We start from the raw sequence: 15,901 nt of genomic DNA, 5'->3' as shown, positions 1-15,901 counted from the left end.
TTTGGGAATAATTGTCGAAATTAAATCTATAATAAGTAAATAGAAAAAAGTTGTTCATATTGAATAATTGGACAAGATAAATTTAAAGTGGAAGGTGTGTTCATGTCAAATAGAAAAGAAACTCCAGAAGAACAGCGTGAACGTTTACGTCAAGAAGAATTAAAAAATAATCCTTCGGGCACATTTAGAGATGGCTTAAATCGAGCAGATAATACGAATTTAGCAGATTTAGTCGGAGGATTAGGGTGGAAAGGAACGGGCATTTTAATATTAGTTCTTATAGGTGGATATTTTTTATACAAATTATTATTTTAACAGTAGGGTACAATTTTAATTTATTCGTTTTTTGAAAAATAAGCGTATTCAAAGTTAATTTTGAGTACGCTTATTTCTTTCTAATAAAATCAACAATCAAGTTAAACAGAGCCTTTAAAAAATATAACGCAAGTAACGAGCATTCTGGTTATGTCGTGTCATTAAAATTCGTCATAAAGTTTTTAATTACGAACAGAGTGTACTCCTGTTGATTGGTTCATATTCATTTTGGTCTTGCTATCTGATTCTTTTTGCACCAGAACCATTAAATCAGCGCTTTGATTTCCGTTAAAAAAATCCCGATAATAAAACCGCAAATAGCTCCATTCACCCGAATCCACTGCAGGTCTTTTCCGATTTTATCTTCCATCATATGAATAAGCGTTTCATCATCTAACTTATCCAGATTCTCTTGTACAAGCTTGCCTATTTTTGAATGATTCTCTTCAACAAGATTTGTGATTTGCTTTTGTATCCAGTTTTCAATGGTATTGATTTTTGCTTGATCTTCTTTTAAATGGTTCAGTAATCGTGTTAAAAAGGGGAGAAGATACATATCCGTAAACTTGCTGTCTTGAACAAAGGCCAACACTTTCTGCTGAGTTTTCTGCAAGATTTCAGTTATTTTTTCAGCAGGTTCCCACTCAGCAATAAGATGGTCTTTCCAATTTTCGATTTCTTTTAACAGGTTCTTATTGTCTTTTATGCCTTGCAACTCCGTACGAACATGTAAAAGCAAAGCCTTCCTGTTCGTATTATCAATCTGGCGCAAATTGCTTACAACTCTAAGGAGAAGATTTTGTAGTATGCTGCCGAGTTTTTCTTCATTCAACAGAGTCTGAAAAGACTTCAGCGCAAATTGCAGAAAACCGTCTACCTCTATATTGTCAAGTGCGCGTATTGCTATGTTGCCGAGTTGATTCTTCGTATTACTTTTCTTTATCCATTCCTCTACCTTGCCAAGAAGATAATCTAACGCCTTCTCATCATATTCCCGAATGAGTACCTGATTGATGGCAGACTGAAGGACCGCGCTCATTTCCATTGAGTGAAAAGCAGACTTTATTTCTTTTTCAACAAAAGGGGTAACTTTTTCAAGATTAATCTGGCTGATCATTTGTGTAGCGAGTGACACAGCGCCCTTTTTAATTGGATCAGAATGAAGCTCTCTCTCAAGGACAGGAAATATTTTCTCTGTAAAATTGATTTGTTTGATTTTATTTCTAATACTTTCTTTTGAAAGCCAGTCATTTTCAAGTGTAGAGACAAGTGCTTTTGTCATTCTTTTCCGATTTTTAGGCAAAAGAGCCGTATGGGGGATAGGCAACCCCATTGGATGTCGGAATAAGGCAGTAACGGCGAACCAGTCAGCTAATCCACCCACAAGCCCTGCCTCAAAGCCTCCTTGTAATAGATCTCCTAGAAACGATCCTTGAAAAGGAAGGGTTGCGACAAAGCCTGTCCCCATAACGGCAAGCGAAAAACTAGCTAAGCGCTTTGATTTCTTTGATTGTTTTGGCCTTTTAGATATCATGCTTTCCTCATCCTTTATGATATAAATTTACTATAACCAAATGATTGTGAAATGATACATAAGGGAGTCCGATGTCCAGCTGTCCCCGAAAGAGTACTAAAAATTTCATCAAGCTTCTTATGTACAAGATAAGGATTATGTTTTGCTGTTTCAATAGGTTGATATGTAATAGTATCTACGAGGAAATGGACAAAGCTAGTTTTTTTCCAATGCAAGATTCTTGAATAAAGTTTCTTCCCTTTCCTTAAAAGCTTCTTCCTGTTTACAGGTTCAATCACTCATGAAAACTAATACGGATTCTAAAACTATCTTAAGATTATAACATTTTATTTTGTCATTTACGACTTTCCATATAGTGTTGGTAGATCCAAATAGCTGCAGCTAACCAGAACCCACCTGCTAAATAGCCGCCTAGCACATCGCTCGGATAATGTACGCCGAGGTAAATACGGCTTGTGCCAATTATAACAATCATTATTATGCTGATAAGAATTAAAAAACTGCGGCCAATTCGAGTAGAGGTATGGCGCCATAGTAAAAATGCAAGTATGCCATATAAAGCGAATGCCTCCATAGAATGCCCACTAGGAAAACTGTATCCACTTTCCTGGATAAGCCGGTGCGCAGTTGGACGAGCACGTTCAAATGTAAATTTTAATGCTTGATTAAGAATTGCCGCGCCTATAATAACTGCCAAAAATAATATAAGCTCTGTACGATGATGTAACACTTTGTACAAAAAAAGGAGTACAAGAATAGAGAGAATAATAACGACAGGTATAGATCCAATCGTAGTAAAAAACTTCATAATTATTGTCATTGTAGGTGACTCAAGCCCTTGAATGAACGATGTAACCGCACTGTCAAATTGTGCAATCTTTTGTTCACCAACTAGGATAGCTACTAAACCAAACCCTATAACCGAAGCTAAACTTAAGAAGAATGCCCGTGTAAGCTGTAGTTTTAAGTTCATATTGTATTGAACTTGCTCCTTATATGCTTATATTGGTTTATTCCCACATACAAAGGATTTTTTATATTCAGAAGTTCGTAACTTCACCTAAATATTTAATATTTGTATTACTTCACTTTATTGAATCTAATGGCTATATATCGTACTCCATTCTCTTTGCTGTCGTTTTTGTTATTTCAATCTCGAGAAGGCGTTTTGCAATATGGAATATGGAATAACATATTGATATCAGCTGAAATTCCGCCAGATGTTATGCTTCGTCCTTCGTCTACAACATCTACTTTAGGAAATTTATTCTCTAAGCGATCGTAAGAGGTCCAATGGGTAGTTGCCCGTTTACTATTTAATAGCTTACCTTAAACCGAAAATAGCTGAAAAGAAAAAAGTATGCCGGTCGGCATGCAACTTAGACAAATTCGATATCTGAACAATATTGTAGAACAAGATCGCTGTTTCATAAAGAGACGGATTTGTTCTATGTTAGGATTGAAATTATTCTTAACATATATCTATCATATGGGGAATTAAAGCGATGGATATGGTTGAAAAAGGATAACTTTTTTACGAGAGAAGTCTGTCCAAAATCAAGTAGAGTCCATTGATCAATTATTTAAAATTGTAGCAAAATCTTAGTGTCGTTAGGAATGAACCTATATGCCTTTTTCAAACCTTAATATTTGTATCAGAACTGCAATCATTATAAATCTGAAGAAAGTAATATTTCAAATTGTGACGATACAAGTAAAGAAGCTGATCGAAGAATAAGTAAGACATGGCGCCATGTATTAATCAATAAAGTAGATTTCATTACCGAGGAAGAACGGGGGTGAGTTCAAAAAGAAATAATAGAAATCATCCAAGATCGAAGGTAGATTTAACTAATTATTTCAACATTCGATGGAAGTGCTCAGCCAGCCAAATCGTTCTTCTGTCGATAGCCATGAAGAATTGCATGTGCATCATTACTTGCACATGCAAACCAGGGCTTATCAATTTCAAGGTTCAGTAATAAAAGAGGAATTTGATGAATGGTTTGAGTCTACTAACCGTATCAAAGGCTTTCTGCAGTTTCGAGGCGATGAAGAGCACACTCATTTATTTCAGTATGTCTATCAGTGACGATCAATAAAATTCCCTAAAAACCTCGTATTTATTGGAGAAAACCATAATAAAGAAAGAATTAATGCAGCTAGAATAGAATGCCAAAAGAAAAGTCACGACGCGAAAACAGAAAATAGTTTGATTTTGCTCTTTATGGTCTTATCCTTCTTGTGTAGACAGTTGGAAAAAGGGGACATATGTCTTCTTGGTCTTCCCCCTGTCAAGCAGACGATTATAAAAAGACTAAGAATCCAGTATGTTCCAGTATTCTTCGGTGCACACTGGTTAGTTTTTTCTGAAAGCATTCATGATTGCAAAAAACAGATGTGTTGTGCGGTGCTTTATAGAAGCTTTTCCTCTATTTTAAGATGGGAAAAAGAAGGACTCGGTGCAAGTTTCCCTTTCCATGGATGAAGGGCTAAGATTTCCCCTCAATCCGATTATATATGGGTTGGATATATGCTGAAACCCTTGATCGGAATGTGGGCTGGCTCCGTGCACAGTTCGATCTTCTGACGTGCCCATCACTAAACGAGATTGAGCCTCTCCAAGCGCAATTTTGCTGTTATACAGATCGATAGGTGATAAGAGGGGCTCAAATGCCACATGCATAACACCTGTGACAAGATTGGTGGGACTTTCGGTTCGAGTGGTTCGGATGTACAACGGAGGATTTTGTCTCCTGAAATCGAGAATTTCAAGCGAAAAGCCCAAGTGAAAAAGGGGAAACGGATATTATGTAGCTTCAAAATATTTCAGAATCATAAAAAACATTTCACTTGACAAAAATTTCATATTATGTCCGTTGATAAGAATTTATGGGAGTGCTACGTTTAATATGTGAACTGATTTATGGAAATGATTTCTATATTTATGAGGCAAAAAGGAGAGGTGAAATCATGACAACCGGAAAGAATACAACATCCGAAACAGAGCGTTATGCAAACCTTATTCCTATGAAAGAGATTCAATCCATTCAAGATCGATTGTTTCCTTTTTCAATCTATAACACTCTTCGTAAAACAACGCCAGTAAGATATGATCAAACTCGAGCATGTTGGGATGTATTTAGGTACGAGGATGTTCATTACATCTTAAAGAATCCAAAGTTGTTTTCGTCTAATCGTGGGGTTGGCAACAAACAAGGAAATATATTAAAAATGGATCCGCCCAAACATACAAAAATGAGAAATCTTATTAACAAAGCTTTTACTCCCAAAGCCGTTAACGAGCTCACCCAACGAATTCAGGATGTGACCACCTTCCTTTTAGATCAAGTAAAGGCAAAAGGAACAATGGATATGATTCAAGATTTTGCTGGTCCGCTTCCTGTCATTATTATCGCCGAATTATTAGGAGTCCCTACCAAAGATAGAGAACTTTTCAAAACCTACTCTGATATTCTTGTTGCAGGAGCTGAGGATGGTTCGGATGAAGCCTTCAAAGTGATGATGAAAAAGCGACAGGAAGGAACGATGTTTCTGAATGGATATTTTAAAGAGATTATTCAGGAGCGACAACGTAGCCCTAAAGATGATTTCATCTCTTTATTATTGGCAGCAGAAATTGATGGAGAAAAATTAACAGAAGAAGAGCTGCTGGGCTTCTGTATTTTACTATTAGTCGCAGGAAACGAAACGACAACGAATCTAATTGCTAACGCTGTTCGTTACATGGTAGAAGATACAGATATACAAGAACAAGTCCGAACAAATCTTTCTTTAGTTCCCAATTTAGTAGAAGAAACTCTTCGTTTCTATCCCCCAGTCCAAGCAATTGGTCGTATGGCGACGGAAGATGTAGAAATCGGTGGTTATACGATTCGTAAGGGAGCTCAAGTGATTAGCTGGGTAGCGGCAGCAAATCGGGATGAGCAAAAGTTTGCACAACCTGATCGTTTTATGCTGGAACGCCATCCAAATCCGCATTTATCCTTTGGGTTTGGCATTCATTTCTGTTTAGGTGCTCCTCTAGCCCGACTAGAAGCAAAAATTGCCCTTTCTATGTTATTAACGTCCTTTTCTAAGCTAGAACGAGTAGAACATGTTGAACTTGAACCCATTCAAAGTCCGTTTGTTTTTGGTGTGAAAAGCTTACCTATACGATTAAGTCTCTAATTTTGTTGAACGATTAGGATACTCTTCCATACACAAGATATAGCCACGTCCTCCCAAGCATGCAGAAAGACGTGGCTAGCCAGTTCGATAACCTATGAAGCGTACATATTCAGTTTTGTGGCCAACTAGTGATCAATAAAGAGTATAAAACGGTGTCCCGGCTTATCACTTCAATTATTCTAGCTCAAACGCCCAGTTTCCGTTGCGGAAGATCGGTTCACGCTTGCCATCTTTTGTTACGCCGTCGATGTTGAGTTCAGCAGAGCCAATCATAAAGTCTTCGTGAATGAGGCTATCGTTGACGCCATGCTGGGCCAATTCTTCTTTCGACATCGCGGCTCCGTCTTTGATGTTTGTTGGGTATGCTTTGCCTAGTGCTAAGTGACAAGCAGCATTTTCATCAAATAACGTATTGTAAAAAATAAGGTTCGATGTTGAAATCGGCGATTGGTGCGGAACGAGGGCGACTTCGCCTAAATGGCGCGCTCCTTCATCGGTATCTAACAAATGCTTTAATGTTTCGTAACCTTTTTCTGCCGTAAAATCGACTACCTTTCCGTCTTTAAACGTAAGGGAGAATCCGTCGATGAGGTTGCCGCCATAGTTTAACGGTTTTGTGTTGCGGACGGTTCCGTTTACGCCGTCTTTATGTGGCATCGTAAACACTTCTTCGGTTGGGATATTTGGGTTAAAGCGAACACCGTTTTCACTCACCGCCGCGCCACCGTGCCAGACGTGATTGTCGACAAGGTCTACAGTTAAATTCGTTCCGGGTGCCTCATAAATAAGTTGTTTATACTGTTTGCTGTTTAAATATTCAACCATTTTTGCAAGTCGGTCATTATGCTCTTGCCATGCTTGAATAGGATCTGCCAAGCTAACCCGTGTGACATCAAAAATGACATCCCAAAGCTTGGATATCGCTTGTTCTTCTGTTAAATCTGGGAATATCTTTTTCGCCCATGCGGGAGTTGGGACGGAGATAAGCGACCAACAGTTTTTATCGGCCATCAAAGCACTGCGGTAGTTGCTTAGTGCCTGAGAAGCTGTTTTGGTGAAGTTTGCGATTCGTTTTGGATCGATGTCTTTCAATAAATCAGGATTCGGTGAGTAAATCGTTAAAAAAGCAGCCCCTTCTTCAGCAAGCTGTTCCATTCCTTTAGCGCGCCACATTGGATATTCCAAAAACGCTTCATCAGGAGCATGTTTGTATTTAATGTATGTAAGGTCCTCATCATTCCATTCGACGTATACATGTTTTGCTCCGGCTTCGTATGCTTTTTTTGCGATTTTTCGAACGAGCACGGCAGCGTCAAGTGGTGCGTTGACCACAAGCGTTTGTCCGGATTGAACGTTCACACCAATAGAAACGGCAAGCGCAGCATACTTCTCAAGGTTTTGCTCTAATTCATTCATCTGTTCTCACTCCTTGTTTTTCAGGATATGTAGAATTCTAGTATAATACGAAATAGGTGGAATGTTCAAATTTTTGAAGAGGAAGAGGGCTTATGATCAAATATCAAATGTATAACGGTATGCCTCCGAACGATGTTGTGAAACAAATCATGGATCTTGTATGAAACGATTTTCCAAACATCTTCTGTGACGATTCGCGAAAAAATGAGAAAGGTTGAAAATCTTCTTGTTCTTTTGGCATTGGACGGGGAAAAAGTAATTGGATTTAAAATGGGATACGAACAAGAAAAAGGGGAATTTTACAGCTGGATTGGCGGTGTGGACAGCGCCTATCGCCAAATAGGAATCGGCTCGACGTTAATGAAGATGCAGCATGATTGGTTGAAAGAACGTGGTTATCAAGTTGTCACGACAAAGACGAAAAATAAATGGCGGCATATGCTCATTTTAAATTTGCGTCACGGGTTTGACATTATTGGCACTTATACAGATGAAAAAGGAGAACCAAAAATCATCTTAAAAAAGCTGTTATAACAAACGCATATTCATGATGTTTAGAAAAATGTGCTGCTGTTTAAACAGTTGTTTGACATGCATGCTGTTTTATCATAGCTATTGTAGACCGAGACAGAAAATTTTCAACGGGTCACCGAAGAAGAATCGTTCGTAAAGTATTTGTCTTGTACCGAATGCGTTCATCGTCGTATTTTACGCTAGTCGAAATAAGCGAACGTTGTCTTCAACGGTCAATGTTCCAGTTTGTGATTACTGGCCTAAACCCGGACAAATCGGAGAGGCAAAGTCGTTTTCACCATCCCGCTTGAACTAAGAAATTGAACGATTTCAGAACAGCGCGGATACAGACATCGATATAAAATAAAAAGAGAAAGATCGGGAACCATTGTTCCATATTGCTCTGTTTTCGCGTCCATTTCTTAATCTAGATCTCCAGACGTATCATGTCTTGTTTGTTCGGATCGAGCTGTAAGTCGTGCAGTTTGGCTCGGCTGTTTATCATACCGGTGAGGGCAGGGGGATCTGATAACCGGATATGCTTCCTTCTATTTGTTTGCCATGCTCCATACGGTCGACTTCAATCGATTGATTCGTTCAATAGATTCACAGCCCTAATGTTTTCACCGCAAAATGCGTCTTCTTTTCTTACAAGAAAAGGGATGTACGATTGACAAAGGAAAAATAGGTTTTAATATACAAAATATACAATAAAAATATTATGGTAACTTAAAAGATAAAAGGGAAAGGAAAGAACCGATGAAAGGAAATGACCGAGAGTTATTGCTTATCGACGGAATGGCGTTATTATTTCGCTCGTTTTATGCCACGGCGATCAACGGTGATTTTATGTTCAATAGCCAGGGAATCCCGACGAACGCTATACATGGATTTGTCAAACACCTAATAGCAGCTGTTCGCGCAATCGGGCCGACTCATGTCGTATGTTGCTGGGATATGGGAAGCACAACGTTTCGGACGGAAATGTTTCCGCAGTATAAAGCAAATCGTGGAGAGCCCCCGCTTGAACTCGTGCCGCAGTTTGAGTTGGTTAAAGAAGTTGTTTCTGCTTTTGACATTCCGAACATCGGAGTATTAGGAGCGGAAGCGGATGATTGTATCGGAACTCTCACAAAGCAATGGGAAACAAAAATGAACATCTCCATTTTGACGGGCGATCAAGATATTTTGCAACTTCTTTCGGAAACGGTAACCGTATATTTGCTTGGAAAAGGAATCGGAAATTACAATGTTTATACGCTGGAGCGTTTTCAGCAAGAAAAAGGAATTTTACCGCGGCAATTTATCGATGTGAAAGCGCTGATGGGGGACGCGAGCGACAATTATCCAGGAGTTCGTGGCATTGGAGAGAAAATAGCACTGAAACTTGTACAACAGTATGGCTCCATTGAAGGGATTTTAGAAAATATTCATCTGCTGACAGAGTCGCAGCGGCAAAAACTGCGAGAACATTTGGACATGTTACATTTATCAAGGAAACTTGCGAAGATTTATTGTGATATTCCAATTGCCTTGCGTTTGGAAGAAGCAAAATGGGAAGCGAACGAAGACAAAGTCCAGCAAATCTTTGACCATTTAGAACTGAAAGGATTGGATAAGCTCATCAACGTATAAAAGCCAGCCGGAAAAGCTGGCTTTTTCTCGCGACGTCTATAGGTCCGTTTTTGCCCATACTTGTGCCCATTGTTCAATTGCTTCAATGACGGACTTGAGCGCTTGTCCTTTTTCTGTTAAAGAGTATTCGATCCGTACAGGTGTCTCAGGATATACTTTCCGTTCGACAATATCTGCTTCTTCTAACTCTTTTAACCGTTCTGATAGCAATTTGCCGCTGATTGGAATAGATGCCTCAATCTCAGAAAATCGCTTCTTTCCTTCTAATAATTGACTAATAATGAGCCCCACCCATCGTTTGCTTAATAATTTCATTGCCGCTTCGAATTTAGGGCAAAGATTTGATGGGGAGCAAGAGGTTCGTTTCTTTTTTTCATTCATTGACCTCACCTTTGAATATCTATTCATTGAATAGCATTCCATTTATAGTTTAATTTTACGACATAATTTAAAAAAGAAAAAGGTGTGGAGTTTAAGACCGCTCCAAATATACGAACTAAGGTGAAAGGAGATTAAAAGTTCCAGGGATTTACGAATTTTGTAATAGATTTATTAATAATTTGTGAAATGGTGAACAAAATCATTTTGTTTGAGAAAAAACGTGATACGATAAAAGCATAAGGAAGAATAAAAAGAAGGGGAGATGGACAATGGTTGTGAAATGGTTGCGGGAACGTGTTAGTGCTGCTGCGATATTAACGATATTCCGTCTATATCTTGGATATGCTTGGCTTACAGCAGGATGGCACAAAATCACAGAAGGATTTGATGCAACGGGGTTTTTAAAAGGAGCACTTGCTCAAGCATCTGGGGAGCATCCGGCGGTCCAAGGCTGGTGGGCTTCCTTTATAGAAAACGTTGCATTACCAAATGTCAGACTGTTTAACGTATTAGTCCCGTGGGGGGAAACATTGGTAGGGATTGCGCTTATTCTTGGTATATTCACAACTTTCGCTGCATTGATGGGAGCTGTAATGAACTTTGCGTTTATGTTTTCGGGAACAACAAGTACCAACCCGCAAATGATATTGCTCACCGTTTTCATTCTTGTCGCTGGTGCAAACGCCGGAAAATTCGGATTCGACCGTTGGATCATCCCTTATATTCGTAAATTTTCAAAGAAAGGGCGGCACCGAAACGTTGTAACAGTTTCATAACGCTTACTTAACGGCCATGCACTTATCGTTTATTGTAGGTGCATGGCTGTTTTGTTGAGCATAGAGGACATCCCTCAAAAGTATATTTTAGTAAGAATGATTAAGGGGGAATTGGATGTTTTGCACAGCAACGCCATAGCCAAATAAATTGATGCAACGATAGTTACCGGATTCATATTTGTTTGTGCTGCTTTTAACGCTTGTCGTCTTTGTTCCTGCATAGACGCTCACACTGACATCACCAGCTGAGTCGGAATCATTCCAACGAGCGAGACGATTTTCTTGCCACTTAACCATCGTTGTAATACAACGAAAAAGAAGCATTGACAGTAGGCCCGGTCTGCTAGCAGAAGAAACGAAAGATGAGGATTTAACCTTTTGACCGTCGACACCGACAGAAAAATTGGGAAATAGTACACTTATGTCGTTCATGATCGCATATCGTGTTTTATTTTGTGAAAAACAGATTCAAGATCGATTTAAGCATTGTGAATTTTAGAGATTTTGCTTCATGTTCGTCCGCGTCGCTTTTGGAAAGAGGTCCAGTAAGCAGTAAAGGGAGCAAGCAGCATGATTATCCAATTTCCGTTTTTGCGGGGATCATGGGCATTGTGGTGTCAGCGGGGTTAGGAGAGAGATTTTCACAATGGTTTGTGTCGATTTCCAATGAAGTCACGTGTCCGATTTTCACGTTTTTAAGCGCCGGGCTCCGTACCCTTCGGTGGCAGACAATGGGCTGTACAAGCGCAGCTGATGCTCGCGGATCTGGGCATTCCGCCCGCAGTAACGGTCATGGCAGTGGTGTGGGGAGAACCTCATTTAACCGTTTTGGGCACTTTCGGTCTTGGCGATTGCTGGATCAAAAGCAAAAGACATTATGGAATTTTGTTTGATTCATTTATTTGTCACAGGGTTGATGATCGATATCGTGTTTTTATTTACATAAGAGCAAGAAAAGGTTCGCTCTTTCCTCTTTTTTATGATACATTAAATGTAGAATTTAACTAATTTTATAAATATTAAAAATGAGGGATTATTTTGTCTGTCACACTATCACTACACGGAAAAATTGCTATCGTAACAGGCGTCAGCCGAACTAAAGGAATTGGCGCAGCCATTTGTCAGGCGTTAGCAGAAGCGGGAGCTCACATCTTTTTTACATATTGGAGTGCCTACGATGAGTCCATGCCATGGGGGATGGAACAAAATGAACCAGAGCTTATCAAAAGAAAAGTAGAGCAATTAGGAGTAACGTGTGAATGTATCGAAATAGACTTATCACGGGAAGAGTCACCAAGCCAAGTATTACAAGCTGTCATAGACACGATAGGGGAGCCGAATATTTTAGTGAATAATGCGTGCTATTCTGATCGGGCTGATTATCAATCGTTAACTAGTGAGATGCTTGATCGCCATTATTGGCTGAATGTAAAGGCACCGGTCATGTTAAGTGTCGAATTTGCGAAGGCATTCCAAAAACATCAGGGAGGTCGGATTATCCTGCTTACATCTGGCCAATCGTTAGGCCCGATGCTAGGAGAGGTTGCCTATGCTACGACCAAAGGAGCGATGGAGGCATTTGTCAAAACATTTGCTGCTGAAGTGGCTGCGAAGGGAATTACGGTTAATGCCGTAAACCCGGGACCGACAGATACAGGGTGGATGGATGAGGAAATCAAACATAAGCTCATTCATAAGTTCCCATTTGGGAGAATTGGCGTTCCGTATGATGCTGCGCGCTTAATTCGCTTTTTAGCGAGCGAAGAAGCCCAATGGATTACGGGGCAAGTGATTCACTCGGAAGGTGGCTTTCTAAGAATCTAGCGTGCGACGTAAGGAGGAGAGCAAACATGAATGTGCAAGGATTTAGCCATGTGACCATCAATGTAAGTGATTTGTCGCGTTCTCTTCGCTTTTATGTCGATGTGCTTCATATGAAGCTCGTTCATCGCGGACGAAAGGATGCGTATCTTGAATGGGGAAGCGCATGGGTTTGTTTGCAGGAGCGACCGGAGATGGAAAGACAGCGTCAGCAGCTTGGTGTGGACCATGTGGCCTTTTTTATTGATGAACAAGATTTTGCTGAAGCGGTACAGCGGTTAAAAGAAAACGATGTACCGATTGTCCGGGAACCGGTTCAGCGTGGGCGTGGGTGGTCGGTCAACTTCCTTGATCCGGACGGCACACAGCTGGAGTTACATACATCGACGCTGGCGGAACGAATGACAGTATGGGAATAAAAATTGAAAAGAGGGAGATAAAATGATTAGCGCTTTTACCATGGCAGGCATGGTCGTTCAGCTGCTTATTTCACTTTTCTTTCCGATAGGGTTGCTCCTTTATTTACGTAAAAAGCAATTGTTCTCATGGAAGCCGTTCGGTGTAGGGGTACTTATTTTTATTTTATTTTCACAAATTCTCGAAAAAGCCTTGCATGTTGTCATGATAGACGCAAGCGGTACATCGTTAAAATGGACAGGTAGTGTAGTTTGGTTTGTCGTGTATGCGACGCTAGCGGCGGGAATCTTTGAAGAATTTGGTCGCTATGTAGGATTCAAATGGATGTTGAAGAAGCAGCGCGATTATAAAGACGGATTATCGTTCGGTTTAGGACATGGCGGTATAGAGGCAATATTGATCGGCGTGCTTGGAGCGGTGAATGCGCTCATTTTGGCAATTCTCATCCATTCCGGAGCGTTCGACCATACAATAGCCTCTACCCTTCCGAAGGAACAAGCAGATTTATTGAAGGAAAGGATACAAGATACGCCTTTTATTATGTACGTGTTAGGCGGTATTGAACGAGTGTTCGCGATCTCTTTCCATATAGCAATGTCACTGCTTGTGTTGCTTGGAGTTCGCGAGCAGCGGTTCATATTTGTCATCTATGCGATTCTTTTGCATGCGCTGATGGATGTCATGCCTGCTCTATATCAAGCCGGTGTTGTAACAAACATTTGGCTTGTTGAAGCGGTTGTGTGGATATTTGGAATGGCGGCGTTCATGTTTACACGCCGAATCGGTGGAAAATTTCAAGATTGAAAAGGGGAAGAACGATGAATATTCTTGTGAAACGACTTGACCATGTGCAAATTTGTATTCCAATTGGCGCTGAGAATGAGGCGCGCGCATTTTATACTGATTTGCTCGGCTTTACAGAAATTGAAAAACCAGAGTCTTTAAAAGGAAACGGGGGCCTTTGGTACAAAGTCGGCGATATTGAACTGCATATTGGCATGGAAAAGCGTGACGGTTACAACAGTAAAAGCCATCCGGCATTTGAAGTGGAAAATATTGAGGAAGTACGACGTTATTTGGAAGAAAACGGCGTACCAACGCAAGACGAAAAACCGATTCCAAACGTCATTCGCTTTTCCTTCCGTGACCCGTTTCACAATCGGATTGAATTTTTATCGAAACAAGAGTCAAGAAGTTAAGTGAATGAAGACCGACAACCTCTCTCGGGAGAGGTTCATAGTAGGAGCCTCCTTGCATAGCGTTTTCTGCCTTTTAGCAAGATAAATATATCTAAGATTTTTTGCTACTTAGCTTTGTGGTGTCAACGGTGAGGTATTGAACCTCATCGTTTATTTTTTGGTTAGAGAAGATACAAGGAGTGTCTATCAATTTTTTCATCCGTACGGGCTGCTTCCACGCTCATAGAAAAAGAAGATACTGGCATAGCGTCGATATGTGTATTAAGTAACGTGTTGTAAATGACTATCTTTTTTCTCGTACAAAATAGCCGATGTGTGCAAAAGGCATTGCTTATTTTTACTTTTAAAAAGATTCGTAAAAAAACATTTAATTTAAAAAACATTGTTCTAAATAAACAATAAAAAAGAAAATCATTTTCAGTTTTCAGGGGCAAAAATACTTCGAAGTGCTGTGCATATTCAAGGCATATAGTTATAATGTAAACAAAATAATAATAAAGGTTAACAATTAGGGGGATGGGGATGAAAGAGCAGATCCAAGCGGAACTTCGACAATTAGAAGAAAAAACACAAAAACGGGTATTAAAAGATATATCCTTTTTCGACGATCCGTGGATTGTAATGAATGGTCGAAAGCTTTTGAATCTAGCTTCGAATAATTATCTAGGCTTAGCGAGCGATGAACGGTTAATCGAAGCAGGATGTAAGGCGATGCGTACATACGGAGCCAGTGCTACCGCTTCGCGTCTCATTGTGGGCAACTATGAACAATATGCCAGAACAGAAAGAGCGTTAATAAAGTGGAAACAGGCTGAAGCGGCTTTAATTATTAACAGTGGATATACAGCGAATATTGGAATCATCACCGCACTGATCGGTCAGGATGACATCGTGTTCAGCGATTGGCTGAACCATGCCAGTATTATCGATGGAATCATGTTAAGCCGAGCGGAGCGGCATCGCTATTATCATAACGATTTGAATCATTTAGAATCGCTATTAAAAAAGGCACCGTCGCATAAGCGAAAACTGATCGTGACCGATACTATTTTTAGCATGGATGGTGACATTGCACCGCTTGAAGGACTGGTGACCTTAAAAAAGCGCTATAATGCCATACTGATGGTCGATGAAGCACATAGTAGCGGCATTTACGGCGAACAAGGGGAAGGTCTCGCCCATCATTTCCGCTTACAAAACGAAGTTGACATTCAAATGGGTACGTTCAGTAAGGCGTTAGGATGTTTTGGAGCTTACGTCACCGGAGAACAGTGGCTCATTGATTACTTGATGAATAAGATGCGCAGTTTTATTTTTACAACGGCTTTACCTCCAGCTGTTCTTGGCTCGATAGAAAAAGCGATAGAAATTGTTCAAACGGAACAAGAGCGAAGGGAAACACTGCAAACCCACAGTCACTATTTTCGTCACGAGCTAAAAAAATTAGGGTTTCACATTGGAGAAAGCACCACACACATTGTACCGATTATCATCGGCCCAAACGACCTCACTGTGCGGTTTAGCGAGCGGCTTCAAGAACATGGAATTGCCGCTGTTGCGATACGCCCGCCGACGGTTCCAGAGGGAACATCAAGAATTCGTTTTTCCCTCACATCGGCCTTCACCAAAGCTGAGCTCGACTGGGCGCTTGAGCAGATTGCTTGTGTAGGAAAAGAAATGGGGATCATTCCTTAAGGTTTTAG

At 40.2% G+C, this 15,901-nt stretch carries 17 protein-coding genes and 1 pseudogene; 13 read left to right on the top strand and 5 right to left on the bottom strand.

Features of this window, described 5'->3' with window-relative positions:
• The first annotated feature begins 102 nt into the window (after window positions 1–102).
• Window positions 103–315 (top strand): DUF6366 family protein, encoded by a 213-nt coding sequence (locus ISX45_RS08590; RefSeq protein WP_194520151.1) that lies wholly within the window; start codon window positions 103–105, stop codon window positions 313–315.
• Between the two features lie 265 nt (window positions 316–580).
• Here the strand turns inward: ISX45_RS08590 and ISX45_RS08585 are convergent, their stop codons facing one another.
• Both ISX45_RS08585 and ISX45_RS08580 read right to left on the bottom strand, forming a co-directional pair.
• Window positions 581–1,849: a DUF445 domain-containing protein gene (locus tag ISX45_RS08585; RefSeq protein WP_194520522.1), complete on the bottom strand. Its 1,269-nt coding sequence runs from the start codon at window positions 1,847–1,849 to the stop codon at window positions 581–583.
• 334 nt (window positions 1,850–2,183) lie between these two features.
• The gene (locus tag ISX45_RS08580; protein WP_194520521.1) at window positions 2,184–2,822 is read right to left on the bottom strand and encodes a phosphatase PAP2 family protein; all 639 of its coding nucleotides are present in this window, start codon (window positions 2,820–2,822) and stop codon (window positions 2,184–2,186) included.
• 375 nt (window positions 2,823–3,197) lie between these two features.
• Between ISX45_RS08580 and ISX45_RS19605 the strand changes: the two are divergent.
• Window positions 3,198–3,455, top strand: a pseudogene (locus tag ISX45_RS19605) (IS6 family transposase); the annotation flags it as partial.
• Between the two features lie 1,367 nt (window positions 3,456–4,822).
• Window positions 4,823–6,040 carry a cytochrome P450 gene (locus tag ISX45_RS08575; RefSeq protein WP_194520520.1) on the top strand — a complete coding sequence of 406 codons (1,218 nt, stop codon included), beginning with the start codon at window positions 4,823–4,825 and terminating at the stop codon, window positions 6,038–6,040.
• Window positions 6,041–6,214: 174 nt separating this feature from the next.
• On the opposite strand, the gene ISX45_RS08570 is transcribed toward ISX45_RS08575, so the two are convergent.
• Window positions 6,215–7,456 (bottom strand): aminopeptidase, encoded by a 1,242-nt coding sequence (locus tag ISX45_RS08570; RefSeq protein WP_194520519.1) that lies wholly within the window; start codon window positions 7,454–7,456, stop codon window positions 6,215–6,217.
• A gap of 156 nt (window positions 7,457–7,612) precedes the next feature.
• Between ISX45_RS08570 and ISX45_RS08565 the strand changes: the two genes are divergently transcribed.
• A complete protein-coding gene (locus tag ISX45_RS08565) occupies window positions 7,613–7,990 on the top strand; it encodes a GNAT family N-acetyltransferase (protein ID WP_323744667.1) in 378 nt (125 codons plus the stop codon).
• Window positions 7,991–8,728: 738 nt separating this feature from the next.
• The gene (locus ISX45_RS08560; protein WP_194520518.1) at window positions 8,729–9,604 is read left to right on the top strand and encodes a 5'-3' exonuclease; all 876 of its coding nucleotides are present in this window, start codon (window positions 8,729–8,731) and stop codon (window positions 9,602–9,604) included.
• Window positions 9,605–9,640: 36 nt separating this feature from the next.
• Here ISX45_RS08560 and ISX45_RS08555 read toward each other — a convergent pair whose 3' ends face one another.
• A complete protein-coding gene (locus ISX45_RS08555) occupies window positions 9,641–9,985 on the bottom strand; it encodes a winged helix-turn-helix transcriptional regulator (protein ID WP_181555965.1) in 345 nt (114 codons plus the stop codon).
• A 269-nt stretch (window positions 9,986–10,254) separates the two neighbouring features.
• Between ISX45_RS08555 and ISX45_RS08550 the strand changes: the two genes are divergently transcribed.
• The gene (locus ISX45_RS08550) at window positions 10,255–10,761 is read left to right on the top strand and encodes a DoxX family protein (RefSeq protein WP_194520517.1); all 507 of its coding nucleotides are present in this window, start codon (window positions 10,255–10,257) and stop codon (window positions 10,759–10,761) included.
• An 87-nt stretch (window positions 10,762–10,848) separates the two neighbouring features.
• On the opposite strand, the gene ISX45_RS08545 is transcribed toward ISX45_RS08550, so the two are convergent.
• The gene (locus tag ISX45_RS08545) at window positions 10,849–11,085 is read right to left on the bottom strand and encodes a hypothetical protein (RefSeq protein WP_194520516.1); all 237 of its coding nucleotides are present in this window, start codon (window positions 11,083–11,085) and stop codon (window positions 10,849–10,851) included.
• Between the two features lie 278 nt (window positions 11,086–11,363).
• On the opposite strand from ISX45_RS08545, the gene ISX45_RS19600 reads away from it, so the two are divergent.
• The 7 genes from ISX45_RS19600 to bioF all read left to right on the top strand — a co-directional run bounded on the left by ISX45_RS19600 (window position 11,364) and on the right by bioF (window position 15,893).
• Window positions 11,364–11,654 carry a hypothetical protein gene (locus ISX45_RS19600; protein ID WP_228485742.1) on the top strand — a complete coding sequence of 97 codons (291 nt, stop codon included), beginning with the start codon at window positions 11,364–11,366 and terminating at the stop codon, window positions 11,652–11,654.
• Window positions 11,639–11,707, top strand: coding sequence for a hypothetical protein (locus tag ISX45_RS20265; protein WP_233414507.1), 69 nt, complete (start codon window positions 11,639–11,641; stop codon window positions 11,705–11,707). The genes ISX45_RS19600 and ISX45_RS20265 overlap by 16 nt, the downstream gene beginning before the upstream one ends.
• 92 nt (window positions 11,708–11,799) lie before the next feature.
• Entirely contained in the window at window positions 11,800–12,585 is a 786-nt protein-coding gene (locus tag ISX45_RS08535; protein ID WP_194520515.1) for an SDR family oxidoreductase, read from the top strand.
• Between the two features lie 26 nt (window positions 12,586–12,611).
• Window positions 12,612–13,001: a VOC family protein gene (locus ISX45_RS08530; RefSeq protein ID WP_181555970.1), complete on the top strand. Its 390-nt coding sequence runs from the start codon at window positions 12,612–12,614 to the stop codon at window positions 12,999–13,001.
• 22 nt (window positions 13,002–13,023) lie between these two features.
• Window positions 13,024–13,803 (top strand): YhfC family intramembrane metalloprotease, encoded by a 780-nt coding sequence (locus ISX45_RS08525; RefSeq protein ID WP_194520514.1) that lies wholly within the window; start codon window positions 13,024–13,026, stop codon window positions 13,801–13,803.
• Window positions 13,804–13,817: 14 nt separating this feature from the next.
• Window positions 13,818–14,198: a VOC family protein gene (locus ISX45_RS08520; protein WP_194520513.1), complete on the top strand. Its 381-nt coding sequence runs from the start codon at window positions 13,818–13,820 to the stop codon at window positions 14,196–14,198.
• 522 nt (window positions 14,199–14,720) lie between these two features.
• Complete coding sequence (gene bioF, locus ISX45_RS08515; RefSeq protein ID WP_194520512.1) at window positions 14,721–15,893, top strand: 8-amino-7-oxononanoate synthase; 1,173 nt, start codon at window positions 14,721–14,723, stop codon at window positions 15,891–15,893.
• The last annotated feature ends 8 nt before the right edge of the window (window positions 15,894–15,901 follow it).

The sequence above is a fragment of the Thermaerobacillus caldiproteolyticus genome (assembly GCF_015326725.1).
GTDB lineage: Bacteria > Bacillota > Bacilli > Bacillales > Anoxybacillaceae > Thermaerobacillus > Thermaerobacillus caldiproteolyticus.
The sequence above is the reverse complement of the archived record's forward strand: the minus strand, read 5'-3'. Positions and strand labels throughout refer to the sequence as shown.

Coding starts and splice junctions, on each gene's coding strand:
- ISX45_RS08575 (WP_194520520.1), top strand. CDS start 4,823: ATGACAACCGGAAAGAATACAACATCCGAAACAGAGCGTTATGCAAAC.
- ISX45_RS08550 (WP_194520517.1), top strand. CDS start 10,255: ATGGTTGTGAAATGGTTGCGGGAACGTGTTAGTGCTGCTGCGATATTA.
- ISX45_RS08520 (WP_194520513.1), top strand. CDS start 13,818: ATGAATATTCTTGTGAAACGACTTGACCATGTGCAAATTTGTATTCCA.
- ISX45_RS08590 (WP_194520151.1), top strand. CDS start 103: ATGTCAAATAGAAAAGAAACTCCAGAAGAACAGCGTGAACGTTTACGT.
- ISX45_RS08555 (WP_181555965.1), bottom strand. CDS start 9,985: ATGAATGAAAAAAAGAAACGAACCTCTTGCTCCCCATCAAATCTTTGC.
- ISX45_RS19600 (WP_228485742.1), top strand. CDS start 11,364: ATGGGCATTGTGGTGTCAGCGGGGTTAGGAGAGAGATTTTCACAATGG.
- ISX45_RS08530 (WP_181555970.1), top strand. CDS start 12,612: ATGAATGTGCAAGGATTTAGCCATGTGACCATCAATGTAAGTGATTTG.
- ISX45_RS08525 (WP_194520514.1), top strand. CDS start 13,024: ATGATTAGCGCTTTTACCATGGCAGGCATGGTCGTTCAGCTGCTTATT.
- bioF (WP_194520512.1), top strand. CDS start 14,721: ATGAAAGAGCAGATCCAAGCGGAACTTCGACAATTAGAAGAAAAAACA.
- ISX45_RS08580 (WP_194520521.1), bottom strand. CDS start 2,822: ATGAACTTAAAACTACAGCTTACACGGGCATTCTTCTTAAGTTTAGCT.
- ISX45_RS08585 (WP_194520522.1), bottom strand. CDS start 1,849: ATGATATCTAAAAGGCCAAAACAATCAAAGAAATCAAAGCGCTTAGCT.
- ISX45_RS08545 (WP_194520516.1), bottom strand. CDS start 11,085: ATGCTTCTTTTTCGTTGTATTACAACGATGGTTAAGTGGCAAGAAAAT.
- ISX45_RS08560 (WP_194520518.1), top strand. CDS start 8,729: ATGAAAGGAAATGACCGAGAGTTATTGCTTATCGACGGAATGGCGTTA.
- ISX45_RS08570 (WP_194520519.1), bottom strand. CDS start 7,456: ATGAATGAATTAGAGCAAAACCTTGAGAAGTATGCTGCGCTTGCCGTT.